General features: G+C 37.7%; 14 protein-coding genes and 1 pseudogene. 6 read left to right on the plus strand and 9 right to left on the minus strand.

The genetic code is table 11. The features are described 5' to 3' along the window. Positions 1-17: 17 nt before the first annotated feature. Positions 18-526: pseudogene (locus NYR30_RS09475) on the minus strand (thymidine kinase). 135 nt (positions 527-661) lie between these two features. On the opposite strand from NYR30_RS09475, the gene dapF reads away from it, so the two are divergent. From dapF to NYR30_RS09500, 5 genes are all read left to right on the plus strand, one after another. Beyond that, positions 662-1486, plus strand: a complete 825-nt coding sequence (dapF, locus tag NYR30_RS09480) for a diaminopimelate epimerase (RefSeq protein ID WP_066112994.1) — start codon at positions 662-664, stop codon at positions 1484-1486. An 11-nt stretch (positions 1487-1497) separates the two neighbouring features. Further along, entirely contained in the window at positions 1498-2196 is a 699-nt protein-coding gene (locus NYR30_RS09485; RefSeq protein ID WP_066112993.1) for a DUF484 family protein, read from the plus strand. A gap of 3 nt (positions 2197-2199) precedes the next feature. Continuing rightward, positions 2200-3090: a tyrosine recombinase XerC gene (gene xerC / locus NYR30_RS09490; protein ID WP_066108657.1), complete on the plus strand. Its 891-nt coding sequence runs from the start codon at positions 2200-2202 to the stop codon at positions 3088-3090. Between the two features lie 11 nt (positions 3091-3101). Further along, on the plus strand, positions 3102-3809 hold the full coding sequence (locus NYR30_RS09495; RefSeq protein WP_066112992.1) for an HAD-IA family hydrolase: 708 nt from the start codon (positions 3102-3104) through the stop codon (positions 3807-3809). 144 nt (positions 3810-3953) lie between these two features. Next, complete coding sequence (locus NYR30_RS09500; protein ID WP_066112991.1) at positions 3954-5285, plus strand: anaerobic C4-dicarboxylate transporter; 1332 nt, start codon at positions 3954-3956, stop codon at positions 5283-5285. A gap of 82 nt (positions 5286-5367) precedes the next feature. Here the strand turns inward: NYR30_RS09500 and NYR30_RS09505 are convergent, their stop codons facing one another. Genes NYR30_RS09505 through NYR30_RS09520 form a run of 4 tightly spaced genes read right to left on the minus strand, consistent with a single transcriptional unit; the run spans position 5368 to position 7412 of the window. After that, positions 5368-5664 carry a YciI family protein gene (locus tag NYR30_RS09505; protein ID WP_066112990.1) on the minus strand — a complete coding sequence of 99 codons (297 nt, stop codon included), beginning with the start codon at positions 5662-5664 and terminating at the stop codon, positions 5368-5370. A gap of 2 nt (positions 5665-5666) precedes the next feature. Further along, positions 5667-6122 carry an acyl-CoA thioester hydrolase YciA gene (yciA, locus tag NYR30_RS09510; RefSeq protein WP_066112989.1) on the minus strand — a complete coding sequence of 152 codons (456 nt, stop codon included), beginning with the start codon at positions 6120-6122 and terminating at the stop codon, positions 5667-5669. Positions 6123-6126: 4 nt separating this feature from the next. Continuing rightward, positions 6127-6678, minus strand: a complete 552-nt coding sequence (locus NYR30_RS09515; RefSeq protein WP_066112988.1) for a septation protein A — start codon at positions 6676-6678, stop codon at positions 6127-6129. Further along, positions 6675-7412 carry a hypothetical protein gene (locus tag NYR30_RS09520; RefSeq protein ID WP_066112987.1) on the minus strand — a complete coding sequence of 246 codons (738 nt, stop codon included), beginning with the start codon at positions 7410-7412 and terminating at the stop codon, positions 6675-6677. Before NYR30_RS09520 ends, NYR30_RS09515 begins: the two co-directional genes overlap by 4 nt. Before the next feature lie 121 nt (positions 7413-7533). Between NYR30_RS09520 and NYR30_RS09525 the strand changes: the two genes are divergently transcribed. Then, complete coding sequence (locus tag NYR30_RS09525; protein ID WP_082987416.1) at positions 7534-9258, plus strand: protein-disulfide reductase DsbD; 1725 nt, start codon at positions 7534-7536, stop codon at positions 9256-9258. A 455-nt stretch (positions 9259-9713) separates the two neighbouring features. On the opposite strand, the gene pdxT is transcribed toward NYR30_RS09525, so the two are convergent. The 4 genes from pdxT to NYR30_RS09545 form a co-directional block, all read right to left on the minus strand. Beyond that, entirely contained in the window at positions 9714-10280 is a 567-nt protein-coding gene (pdxT, locus tag NYR30_RS09530; RefSeq protein ID WP_302500776.1) for a pyridoxal 5'-phosphate synthase glutaminase subunit PdxT, read from the minus strand. A 7-nt stretch (positions 10281-10287) separates the two neighbouring features. Next, on the minus strand, positions 10288-11175 hold the full coding sequence (gene pdxS / locus NYR30_RS09535) for a pyridoxal 5'-phosphate synthase lyase subunit PdxS (protein ID WP_437125219.1): 888 nt from the start codon (positions 11173-11175) through the stop codon (positions 10288-10290). A gap of 120 nt (positions 11176-11295) precedes the next feature. Then, positions 11296-11553: a class I ribonucleotide reductase maintenance protein YfaE gene (gene yfaE, locus NYR30_RS09540; protein ID WP_066108926.1), complete on the minus strand. Its 258-nt coding sequence runs from the start codon at positions 11551-11553 to the stop codon at positions 11296-11298. A gap of 14 nt (positions 11554-11567) precedes the next feature. Next, positions 11568-12296, minus strand: a complete 729-nt coding sequence (locus NYR30_RS09545; RefSeq protein ID WP_302500782.1) for a BUD32 family EKC/KEOPS complex subunit — start codon at positions 12294-12296, stop codon at positions 11568-11570. Positions 12297-12299: the final 3 nt, after the last annotated feature.

Consider the following 12299-nt stretch of genomic DNA (forward strand, 5'->3'; position numbering starts at 1 on the left):
CGATAGAGATATTACTTTTATCCTTCCATTTTCTCTTTATAATGCCGTCTGCAAACTGATAGATAATGATCATTTCCACCAATCTGAATTTGATCACCTTCTTTAATCACTTCCCCTTGTTCATTCAAACGCAAAACAAAATTGGCTTTACGTCCACAATAACAGATGGTTTTTAACTCTTCTAATTGATCTGCCCACGCCAATAAATAACGGCTACCTTCAAATAATATTGATAAACTTGCTGCTTCGTTAAAAATTGGGCTTCATCAACTAAGATACAGTGCAGCTTTTGTTGTTGATGATGTTGTTGGATCTCGCTAAATAAATCAGTAACAGAGTCAAACAACTTCGCTTGCTCTTCAATACCGATTCGCGAGGTCACTTTTCCCCCACCATAACGGTTATCAATCGCTGCCGTATAAACTAAAGTTTGCATGCCACGTTCGCGATAATTATATGAAGATTGTAATAGCGTTGTTGATTTTCCCGCATTCATTGATGAGTAATAAAAATAAAGTTTTGCCATAACTCAATCCTTGATAAAAAACCGCGCTAGTATAACGGCATTCCTACTTAATTAATATATTTGCCTTAACTTCACTTTAGACTTTAGTTGGAACTCTCTATAATAATGCCATTATGATTTATGCAAGAGGTATATATGCAATTCTCCAAAATGCACGGTCTGGGCAACGATTTTATGGTGGTTGACGGTATCACACAAAGTATCTTTTTCTCTGAAGAGATCATCCGCCGTTTAGCTGATCGCCATCGCGGGATTGGTTTTGATCAATTATTACTCGTTGAAGCGCCATATGATCCTGAACTCGACTTTCATTATCGTATTTTCAATGCAGATGGCAGTGAAGTTGAACAATGCGGTAATGGTGCCAGATGCTTTGCACGTTTTGTACGCCTAAAAGGATTAACCAATAAAAATGAAATTAAAGTGAGTACTGCTAAAGGTAAGATTGTGCTGATTGTCAATGATGACGAAACAGTGCGCGTCAATATGGGTGAACCAATTTGGGAACCTGCAAAAGTTCCTTTCATTGCCAACAAATTTGAAAAGAACTATATCTTACTTACTGAAATTCAAACGGTACTCTGCGGTGTTGTATCTATGGGTAATCCGCATTGTGTATTACAAGTTGAGGATGTTGCCACTGCGAATGTTGAGCAACTTGGCCCATTATTGGAAAATCACGAACGTTTTCCAGCACGTGCCAATATTGGCTTCATGCAAGTTATTAATCGCCAACACATTCGTTTAAGAGTCTTTGAGCGTGGTGCTGGCGAAACACAAGCATGCGGGACTGGCGCTTGTGCTGCTGTTGCTGTGGGTATTATGCAAGGTCTATTAGACAATAATGTTAAAGTTACTTTACCGGGTGGTGAATTACAAATTGAATGGCAGGGACAAGGTCATCCACTTTATATGACCGGCGATGCAACCTTTGTCTATGATGGTGTCATTCAACTTTAAGGAGCATAAATATGCAAGAAATAGATGCTGCCTTTGAGCAACAAATTGATGACTATTTACAAACTCATCCAGACTATTTTGCTCGGCATTTAGACTTACTTGATAACTTAATTATTCCGCACCAACGTAAAGGAATGATTTCCTTAGTAGAAGCACAACTCGGCAGACAAAGAGAAAAAATCTCTGTACTGGAAACTACGCTAAATCAAGTGAGCAATACAGTCCAACAAAATGAAACTCTATTTTTTAGTTTGTTACCATTACAACAACAGCTGTATCAAGCAAAAAACTTTATTGATGCCAGCCAGACTTTAAATCAATGGGCAAAAGAATTAGGTTTAAAACAAGGCAAAATTTTATTACTAAAAGATGCTTGGCAAAATAAGGATTTGGTGCAACCACAATCGTGGCTAGATCGCAAAGCTTTTGAAATTATTCGTTTAGAACGTTTTGGTTTACAGTCTTTTTATCTTGGCAAATTAACCAATCGCGAAAAATCATTGCTCTTCTTACCCGAAGAATTACCAATTGGTTCAGTTGCGCTTTGTTTATTAAACAATAAATTAGATCACAAACCTTATCACGCCGTTATGGTATTTACTGCTCTACATGAAGGGCATTTTTATCGTGGTCAAAATACCGATTTTCTCGAAACTTTAGTGGAATTAGTCGAACCATTGCTGCATCAATGGTTAACTTATAAAAAATAAATTATGTTACAAGAGTGGTTAGATCAGTACTGGAATTATCTACGCATCGAACGTCAATTAAGCCCTAAAACGTTAGAAAGCTATCAACAGCAAATGGCAGTTTGCGTGGAGCTATTAACGAACGAAGGGATTAATGATTGGCGTCAAGTCGATGGTAGCGTTATCCGTTTTATCCTGACACAAGGAAAAAAATCTGGTTTGCATGAACATAGTCTGGCATTACGTTTATCCAGTCTACGAGGTTTCTTCCAGTTTTTACTACGCAAAAAAATTATCGCTGTTAATCCAACAGATGGTATTTCAGCGCCTAAAGCAGGTAAGCGTTTACCAAAAAGTATTGATGTCGAATCCATTACACAACTGCTAGATATTAAAAGTAAAGAACCGCTCGCATTACGCGATAAAGCGATTATGGAATTGATGTATAGTTCTGGTTTGCGTTTAGCAGAACTACGCGGTTTAAATTTAGAAGATATTAATTTTAAAGCGCGCGAACTTCGTGTATTAGGAAAAGGCAACAAAGAACGTGTTTTACCGTTCGGACGTTATGCTGCCGGTGCGTTGCATGAATGGCTGCAAGTAAGATTACAATTTGCACCAAAAGATAATGCGTTATTTATTAGCCAGCAAGGTAATCGCTTAACCAGTGCAGCGATTCAACAACGCTTGGAGCAATGGGGAGTAAAACAAGGCTTAAATGCTCATTTAAATCCACATAAATTACGCCACTCCTTTGCCACACATATGCTTGAAGCAACATCCGATTTACGTGCTGTACAAGAGTTGCTTGGTCATGAAAATCTCTCAACAACGCAAATTTATACCCATTTAAACTTTCAACATTTAGCACAAGTCTATGACGCTGCTCACCCTCGTGCCAAACGTAAAAAATAGGAATGACAACAATGTTACATTTTTATCGTAATCTATTGCCGCCTAAAGTCATCACTTTCGATCTTGATGATACGTTATATGATAATTACTTTGTGATTCGTAATGCTGAACAGGTATTTTTAGAGTGTTTACAACAACTTGCAGATGTCAATGTTGATCAATGGGCTGACTACAAACAACAAATGTTACAAGAAGATCCTGTGCGCTATGAAGATGTTATTGCCTGGCGAATTGCAGCTGCAACCCGTTTATTACAGCAACAAGGTAAAACTGGCGATGAAATTAATAAAATTATTGCTACTGCAATGGAACAATTTGTTGAATCGCGTCATAAAATTGATGTACCTAAACAAAATCAACAATTTCTGACTGAGTTAGCAAAAGTTTATCCTTTAGTTTCAATTAGTAATGGTAACGTCTATCCACCTCGTATTGGTCTTAATCAATTTCAGCTTATGTTACGGGGAGGCGAACATGGTCGTGCCAAACCGCATATTGATCTATTCCAACAAACTGCTGACTATTTTCATTGTAACATTAACGAAATTTTGCACGTCGGCGATAACCTAATCACCGACGTCCAAGGTGCGATTATTAACGGTTGCCAAGCGGTTTGGGTAAATACTAATAATCAACCTTTAACTGCTTTTCCTGAAGCAACGCATTTACCAACATTAGCCGTTTCTGATGTTACCGAGCTCAATTTTTTGCTTAAATAATAACCAAAATTTGATGTAAATAAACTTTTTTTTAAATTTTATTCCCTTTTTTGAAATTTATATTGCGATCTTTTTAGCTTTCATTATGATTACCCAACTTTAGTTATTTTGCTTATTTTTTAGATAATTTTTAACGAGGTCGCTATGTTATACGCAGAATTTATTCTCCTGCTGTTTTTCCTGTATGTTGGTAGCCGCTACGGCGGTGTCGGTCTTGGGGTTGTTTCCGGGATCGGTTTGATCGTTGAAGTCTTTATTCTTCGTATGCCACCATCATCACCACCAATCGATGTTATGTTAATCATCTTAGCTGTGGTTACCTGTGCATCTGTACTCGAAGCTGCTGGTGGTTTGAAATATATGTTACAAATCGCAGAACGTATTCTTCGTAGCAATCCAAAACGTGTAACTATTCTTGGTCCAATGGTAACTTATTTTATGACCATGATTTTAGGTACAGGTCACGCAGTTTATACCATTATGCCAATTATCGGTGATATCGCACTGAAAAATGGTATTCGTCCTGAACGCCCAATGGCTGCGGCTTCTGTATCATCTCAAATCGGGATCACTGCAAGTCCAATCTCTGCAGCGGTAGTTTACTATTTAGGACAAATCTCTGAACTACCTGGGTTCTCTCACGTAAGTTTATTGACTATCGTGTCAATCACAATTCCAGCGACATTCTGCGGTGTATTAGCGCTTTCTTTATATAGCTTACGTCGTGGTAAAGAATTAAAAGACGATCCAGAATATCAACGTCGTTTAAATGACCCTGAATGGAGTCAATTAATTAAAAATACAACAAGTACTAGCTTGAATGAAACTTTACCACCTGCGGCGAAAAACTCTGTATTACTATTCTTATTAGCTTTAATTTGTATCGTAGTTGTAGCAATGTTCCCGGCAATCCGCACTATCGGTGATTCACCAAAAGCGGTTTCAATGGGCGTTATCATTCAAATGATGATGTTAGCATTCGCAGGTATTATCTTATTAGTAACCAAAACTGATGTGAAAAAAGTACCAAACGGTGTGGTATTTAAATCAGGTATGGTAGCAACTATTGCGATCTTTGGTATTGCTTGGATGAGTGATACTTACTTTACTTACGCAATGCCTGCCTTCAAAGCTGGTATTACAGAAATGGTTAAAGCTTACCCTTGGACATTCGCACTTGCGCTATTCGCAGTATCTGTTGTAATTAACAGCCAAGCTGCAACAGGAAGAATGTTATTACCAGTAGGTATTGCAATGGGCTTACCTGCACCATTACTTGTTGGTTTATTGCCTGCAACTTATGGTTACTTCTTTATTCCTAACTACCCATCAGATATCGCAACTGTAAACTTCGACGTTTCAGGTACGACTAAGATTGGTAAATACTACTTCAACCACAGCTTTATGGTTCCGGGTTTAATCGGCGTCTTTGTGGGATGTGTTGTCGGTATTAGTATTGCAAATGTATTGATGTAATTCTGATTATTCAAAACAATCAACAAAAAAAGCAGTGTGACCTCAAAATCACACTGCTTTTTATTATGCTTAATCCAATTAATTAAAACACGCGTTTAAATGGTTTAACTACTACTTCACCGTACACACCTGCTTCAACATATGGATCTTGCGCTGCCCAATCTTTTGCTTCTTCCAAAGAAGCAAACTCTGCAATTACAGTTGAACCAGTAAAGCCTGCAGTGCCTGGATTTTCATCATCAATAGCTGGGTTTGGTCCAGCGGTCAACAAACGACCTTGTTCTTGCAACATAGCTAAACGTGCAAGATGTTTTTCTCTAACGGCAAGACGTTTTTCTAAGGTGTTTGGTAAATCTTGTGCAAAAATCACGTAATACATAACTACTCCTTACTTTCATATTCAGCGATAAGTTTTAATGCTTGTGCTAATTCTGGATTATTCTCACGCGGTACTGGGCTTGGCTTACCATTTTCATCAATCGCAACATAAGTAAACACCGCATCTGTTACCAAATAGCGATCAGAAACCGCATCTTGAAAAACCCGTTTTACCCAAACTTCTACTTGAACTTGGATAGAAGTATTTCCCACTCTGGTACAACGACCATAACAACAAACCACATCTCCTACTGAAACAGGTTTATGAAAGGTCATATTATTGACATGGACAGTAACGACACGACGATGTGCAATCTCTTTTGCTAAAATCGCACCACCAATATCCATTTGTGACATAATCCAACCGCCAAAGATATCACCATTTGCATTAGTGTCTGACGGCATTGCCAATGTTCTTAATAACAACGTGCCATCTGGCGTACGAGCTGTTGTATCCATTTCATCAATCCTTATTCTTATCTTTTGCTTGAGCAGTAATGTGCGGATACACATAAACACCTGTCAATAATGACGCGGCTAATGTTAATCCAAAGAAACCAAATGATTTAAAATCAACCCAAATGTCATCGGATAAAAATAGACTGACATATAAATTGATCAACATACAAACAATGAAAAAAATTCCCCAGCCTAAATTGAGGTTTGCCCAAATTTTTTCTGGTAGTTGGATCTCTTTCCCTAACATACTTTTGATTAATAACTTCTTAAAACCAAACTGACTAATCAATAAAATTAAGGCAAATAGCGCATATACGATAGTGACTTTCCATTTTAAAAATTCAAGATCATTGAAATAAGCCGTCAAACTACCGAAAAATACAATACCAATCGCCATAATCCATTGTGACTTTTCGATTTTGCCATATTTCACTTTTAAGATAATAAATTGGATGATGGTCGCCACAATCAAGGTAATCGCAGCTTCACGAACCCCAAATAATTTGTAAACGGCAAAAAATAAAATAAGTGGAATAAATTCTAATAGTTGTTTCATAGCGCTGTTGTCTTAATAAAAATACGATAAAAACGATAAGCAAAAATTAAAGAAAAGAGATTAATAAATGCAGTCACCAAAGTAGATAACACCAATAAATTTGCTCCTAACAAACCAACCAATAAATTACTAAGCAACATTGGTACTAAATAAACTAATAAGAGATAAACTACCATTACTTTAGCTTGCGGACGGCGATTAACTAATTGATATAAACTTCTAAGCCCCTTTCTGCCTGGCTCAAGTAAATATGCATAAGGCAATAAGGCAAAACGTGTTAATAAATAACCACTAGCTAGTAAACAGACTACCCCGCCAATAAACAGGGTGATACCACCACTCACTGCGCCAATGCTAATGCCCATAATAAATGGCATTACAGCTAAAATTAATAAGCAGTTATAACCAATAAAACCTAACAGTTTTTGTAATACCGTTGGAATACAAGAAAAAATATCAGTAATACGATTTGTTGAAACCTGATCGATAGTCAAAATAAACCACATATTGAAAATAACAGACAGGATCAAATTAAAAAAAGAGGCAAAAATAACACTCGATGGGATCTGTTCAGGAGTAGTTTGTAATTGTTGTAACCCACCATTTGCTTCCATAATGAGCTGAAAAATTAATGTATTTAAGGCATATAGCACAGTAAAAGTGACTACGATTGGATAACGATTACGCACAAAGTAACCACTTTCTTGTAGAATTCGTACAAAATTTATCGACATTGTGTCCTCTTTCTTTAAAACAACTCAAAACTGGTTGAGTATAACAACTTCAGTTAAGAAATTCAGCTGTAACTGTGCTAAACTTCGATTTCGTCTTTTTCACTGAACAAAAAGTAATAGTATGATAAAAAAATATTTATCACTTTTTTGCTTATTTATCCTCTCTTGTGTTGCCATTAATACGGCTAACGCAGGATTATTTGATAAAAAAACAAATTATTTAACGGTAGAACAAGCTTTTCCGTTTTCAATTCAAGCAACCCCACAAAAAATTACACTTCATTGGGGTATCTTGCCGAATTATTATCTCTATAAACATACTATTACTATCACCAGCACCAATGTTGACTTTCAACAACAACTAATGCCTGTAACGGAAAAAACGCACGAAGATCCTTATTTTGGTAAAACACAAATCTTTGAACAAGGTTTAGATGTCATCCTCACACCAACAACAGGGCAATTTGCCCCGCAAGGACAATTACAAATTAACTATCAAGGCTGTACTGAAGGTTTATGTTATCCACCACAACAGCAACAAATTGATTTAGCGCAAGTGATTAAAGTGGATAGCCATAATTCCGTAGATACTACTGCAACGCCATCATTGACTGAACAGCTCTTTCAAAGTAAGTTTGCCGTATTTTGGTTTTTCTTATTAGGCATTGGGCTAGCCTTTACGCCTTGTGTTTTGCCAATGTTGCCACTGTTATCAGCAATCGTGATTGGCAAGGAACAGCGAGTGAATACTGGTAAAGCGTTATTATTAAGTTTTATCTATGTACAAGGAATGGCATTAACCTATGCTTTATTAGGTTTAGCAGTTGCCGCTGTTGGCTTATCACTGCAAGTCTGGTTACAAAGTCCTTATGTGTTGGGCGCCTTTGCCATACTCTTTGTGCTACTTGCTTGCTCAATGTTCGGTTTATTTACCTTACAGTTGCCTACTAGTTGGCAAACCAAACTTACTGCATTAAGCCAACAACAATCAGCAGGAATGTATGGCGGTGTATTTTTAATGGGAGCAATCGCTGGATTAATCGCCTCTCCTTGCACCTCAGCACCTTTATCTGGCGCATTACTTTATGTTACCCAAACAGGTGATTTAGCAACTGGCGCTTTAACGCTGTACTTATTAGCGCTCGGAATGGGAACTCCATTGATCGCAATTACTGTATTTGGCAATAAAATCCTGCCAAAATCAGGAGAATGGATGGAAAATGTCAAAATTGCCTTTGGTTTTGTGTTATTAGCCTTACCAATTATTTTATTGGCACGTTTTTTACCTGCTTATTGGGAAGATATCTTGTGGTCATTACTCGGTATTGCCTTTTTTGCTTGGTTGATGACTTTAGCTGGAAAACATAGTCGTATTTGGCAAGTATTAGCGATGATGGCAATGATTATTGCCGCTGCGCCACTCTATTTTACTGTGCAGCAATTTCTCCATCCCGCTTCCTCACAATCAACTGATAATGATCAGTTTATTACTGTCAAAGATCTACAAGAGCTGCAACAGCAATTACGCAATAATCCGCATAAAATTGCGATGGTTGATCTGTATGCCGATTGGTGTGTTGCCTGTAAAGAATTTGAACATAAAACATTTAATCAACCGCAAGTACAGCAACGTTTACAACAAATGTTATTACTACGTGTTGATATGACCAAAAATAGTGCTGCTAATCAAGCATTGAGTAAAGAATATCGTGTGCTAGGTTTACCCACTATTTTATTTTTTGATCAGCAAGGTAAGGAAATTCCAAATAGTCGTGTAACTGGTTTTTTAGATGCTGAACAATTTTCGCAATGGCTAGATCAGTTGTCAGGAAAATTGGGGGATTAACTAAGAGGTTAGGTTAGCTAAGCTAACCTCAGACTGCTGACAAACCTAAATTTTGTCAAAAACTTCTATAAAATAGCTTTGGGGTCCCTCTTACTCTTGCCCGAATGCAAATAAGATTTTCAGGCAAAAAAAGCTGTCAATTTTTCGAGCTTGCGAGAAAAATCTCTTTTTTTGCCGCCCGGAAAATCTTATTGGAATGAGGATTAGCAAGAGTGCGAGGGTGTATTTCTTTTGCCTACTTTTCTTTATACAAGCAAAGACAAAAAGCGTTAGCTTTTTGAACGTTGCTTGCAACGACCCGTAGGGTGAGCAAGTGAACAAAGTTCACTTGCGAATAAAAGTAGGTCGCCCTTTAGGGCGAAACCTAAATTTTAGATAAGAAATAATTTAGCTAAAAGTTTTATCATTGACTTTGTCAATAAACTGAGGTTAGCCAAGCCAACAACCTATATTTATTAACATAACGCCAAAAACAGCTTTAAAACCTCCACATCCTTAGTTAATTCTGGATGAAATGAACAAGCTAACAATCTTCCTTGGCGAGCTAATACTGGATGCCCAGCAAATGATGCCAACACTTCAACATCTTTGCCAGTTTCAACAATATAAGGTGCGCGAATAAAGACTGCCGGTACAGTTTTTGCTAACCCCATTATTGTTAAATCCGTTTCAAAACTGGCTACTTGGCGTCCAAATGCGTTGCGCTGTACGGTAATATCCATTAACGCTAGATGAGGTTGTTCTCCACCAACAATCTGTTTTGCTAATAAAATCATCCCTGCACAAGTACCAAAGATTGCTTTAGTTTGGGCAAATTGCTGTAACGCTTCAATAAAATCATATTGACGCATTAACTTACCAATTGTGGTACTCTCGCCACCAGGCAAAATAATACCGTCCAATTCAGCCAATTGCTCAATACGCTTAACAGCAACACCTCGTACATTTAATTGAGCTAACTGTGCTAAATGTTCGCTGACTGCGCCTTGCAAAGCAAGAACACCGATAGTTAATGTTTTCATAGATCAACTACCAGCCACGTTCTTGCATTCTTTCTGCTGCAGATAATTGAGAAATCTCAATACCTTTCATTGCTTCACCAAGATCTTCTGATAAACGAGCGATCAAATCATAATCTTGGTAATGTGTTGTTGCTTGGACAATCGCCTTAGCAAATTTTTCAGGATTTTCTGATTTAAAAATTCCTGAGCCAACAAAAACACCATCTGCCCCTAATTCCATCATTAATGCTGCATCCGCAGGTGTCGCTACACCACCAGCAGCAAAATTCACTACCGGTAAACGTCCTAATTGTTTAATTTGTAGCAATAACTCAAATGGTGCTGCTAAATTTTTTGCTTCTGTCATCAACTCATCGTAGCTCATTGCAACTACTTTTCTCACTTGAGCATTTACCTTACGCATATGACGTACTGCTTCCACAATATTGCCCGTTCCTGGTTCACCTTTGGTGCGCAACATTGCTGCCCCTTCACCAATCCGACGCAATGCTTCCCCCAAATCACGACAACCACAAACAAAAGGCACTGTGAATTCACTTTTCAACAAATGAAACTCTTCATCTGCCGGCGTTAGTACTTCACTTTCATCAATATAATCAACTCCCATTGCTTCTAACACGCGAGCTTCTGTAATATGCCCAATTCTCGCTTTTGCCATTACTGGAATTGAAACTGCATTCATCACTTCTTTTACAATACGCGGATTAGCCATTCTTGCTACGCCACCAGCTTTACGAATATCTGATGGTACCCGCTCCAAGGCCATAACCGCGACTGCGCCGGCATCTTCCGCAATGCGGGCTTGTTCCGCATTAACCACATCCATAATGACACCGCCTTTTTGCATCTGTGCCATACCACGTTTTACCACATCACTACCAATAATTGTTTCCATCATTTGCTCCTTTATTAAAATTGATGGTGATTATTCTGGCGTAAATTGATGGGTTGAAAAGTGTCAATTTTGGATAATTTATAGGGGTCAGAGAAATAAGCAGTATCAAAAAATACCGCTTTAGAGATCGAGTTCAAGATCTGATTCTAATTGACAACAACAAAGTAAAACATCATCTGCTTGTAAGAAAGCGAGTGGTGGTTGGCGATAACTTACGGTACCTGTTAATAATTTTGCTCGACAAGCACCACAATAACCTGAACGGCATTGATATTCGTGTCGAATACCATTCTGTTCAAGATTTTCCAATAAAGAACATTGATTGTCATGTAATAACGTTTTTTGACTACGCTTTAATTGTACCCGATAAATCTTCATACCACGTCCTTAGCCTAAAACCCTTTTTCTTTTCCATAAGCAAAGATGAATTTAAATAGACTTAATAAAGCAATAAGATCCGTTCGAGCCACGCACCGGAATAGACGTAAAAAAGAATACAGCCAACGATATTTAACCACTAACGCATAAGTATATTGCCATTGTGCTTCACCACCTTGTTGGCGATAAACAGTGATACTGTCAGCAATTTGTTGATCCGTAACCTTTTCGCTAACATACAAACTATGAATATAAAACAATAGATCACGTGCTTGCTGTAAATGCAGATTATTGCTAAAGATTTTCGATTCAAAATCAATAAAGCGAACGCCATCTTCTTTCCAGCCCATATCACGAATCGCCGGGCGTCCATGAAACAGGTTTTGTTGATGCAATGTTGCCAATGCTCGCGCTGCATCAGCTAACATTCGTTGTGCAAATTCAGCTGTCGTTTGTGGTTCATTTAAGTATCTTTTGATGGATTGACCAACATCTTCAATCACAAAATAGTTATCACTGACTAAGACAAGTTGTGCCACGGCTGCATGATGTTGATTTAGATATTGCAAGGTTTTAATTTCACGTTGTAAGGAAGCCTTTGGATTAGGTTTTAACAACCGCATCGCCCCGGTTGTTTTTTCCACCTGTTTAATCCAATATTTTTTCCCTTCATAATTAAAAGGAAAAACCCTTTCATCAGGGTTTTTCGCTACTAAATCAGCAACATATTGCGAAAAATTCATAAA

Source organism: Gallibacterium salpingitidis, assembly GCF_030517105.1.
GTDB classification, from domain to species: Bacteria; Pseudomonadota; Gammaproteobacteria; order Enterobacterales; family Pasteurellaceae; genus Gallibacterium; species Gallibacterium salpingitidis.

Excerpts from the sequence above, each read along its gene's own strand:
- dapF (WP_066112994.1), top strand. The coding sequence starts at position 662 with ATGCAATTCTCCAAAATGCACGGTCTGGGCAACGATTTTATGGTGGTT.
- NYR30_RS09485 (WP_066112993.1), top strand. The coding sequence starts at position 1,498 with ATGCAAGAAATAGATGCTGCCTTTGAGCAACAAATTGATGACTATTTA.
- xerC (WP_066108657.1), top strand. The coding sequence starts at position 2,200 with ATGTTACAAGAGTGGTTAGATCAGTACTGGAATTATCTACGCATCGAA.
- NYR30_RS09495 (WP_066112992.1), top strand. The coding sequence starts at position 3,102 with ATGTTACATTTTTATCGTAATCTATTGCCGCCTAAAGTCATCACTTTC.
- NYR30_RS09500 (WP_066112991.1), top strand. The coding sequence starts at position 3,954 with ATGTTATACGCAGAATTTATTCTCCTGCTGTTTTTCCTGTATGTTGGT.
- NYR30_RS09505 (WP_066112990.1), bottom strand. The coding sequence starts at position 5,664 with ATGTATTACGTGATTTTTGCACAAGATTTACCAAACACCTTAGAAAAA.
- yciA (WP_066112989.1), bottom strand. The coding sequence starts at position 6,122 with ATGGATACAACAGCTCGTACGCCAGATGGCACGTTGTTATTAAGAACA.
- NYR30_RS09515 (WP_066112988.1), bottom strand. The coding sequence starts at position 6,678 with ATGAAACAACTATTAGAATTTATTCCACTTATTTTATTTTTTGCCGTT.
- NYR30_RS09520 (WP_066112987.1), bottom strand. The coding sequence starts at position 7,412 with ATGTCGATAAATTTTGTACGAATTCTACAAGAAAGTGGTTACTTTGTG.
- NYR30_RS09525 (WP_082987416.1), top strand. The coding sequence starts at position 7,534 with ATGATAAAAAAATATTTATCACTTTTTTGCTTATTTATCCTCTCTTGT.
- pdxT (WP_302500776.1), bottom strand. The coding sequence starts at position 10,280 with ATGAAAACATTAACTATCGGTGTTCTTGCTTTGCAAGGCGCAGTCAGC.
- pdxS (WP_437125219.1), bottom strand. The coding sequence starts at position 11,175 with ATGGAAACAATTATTGGTAGTGATGTGGTAAAACGTGGTATGGCACAG.
- yfaE (WP_066108926.1), bottom strand. The coding sequence starts at position 11,553 with ATGAAGATTTATCGGGTACAATTAAAGCGTAGTCAAAAAACGTTATTA.
- NYR30_RS09545 (WP_302500782.1), bottom strand. The coding sequence starts at position 12,296 with ATGAATTTTTCGCAATATGTTGCTGATTTAGTAGCGAAAAACCCTGAT.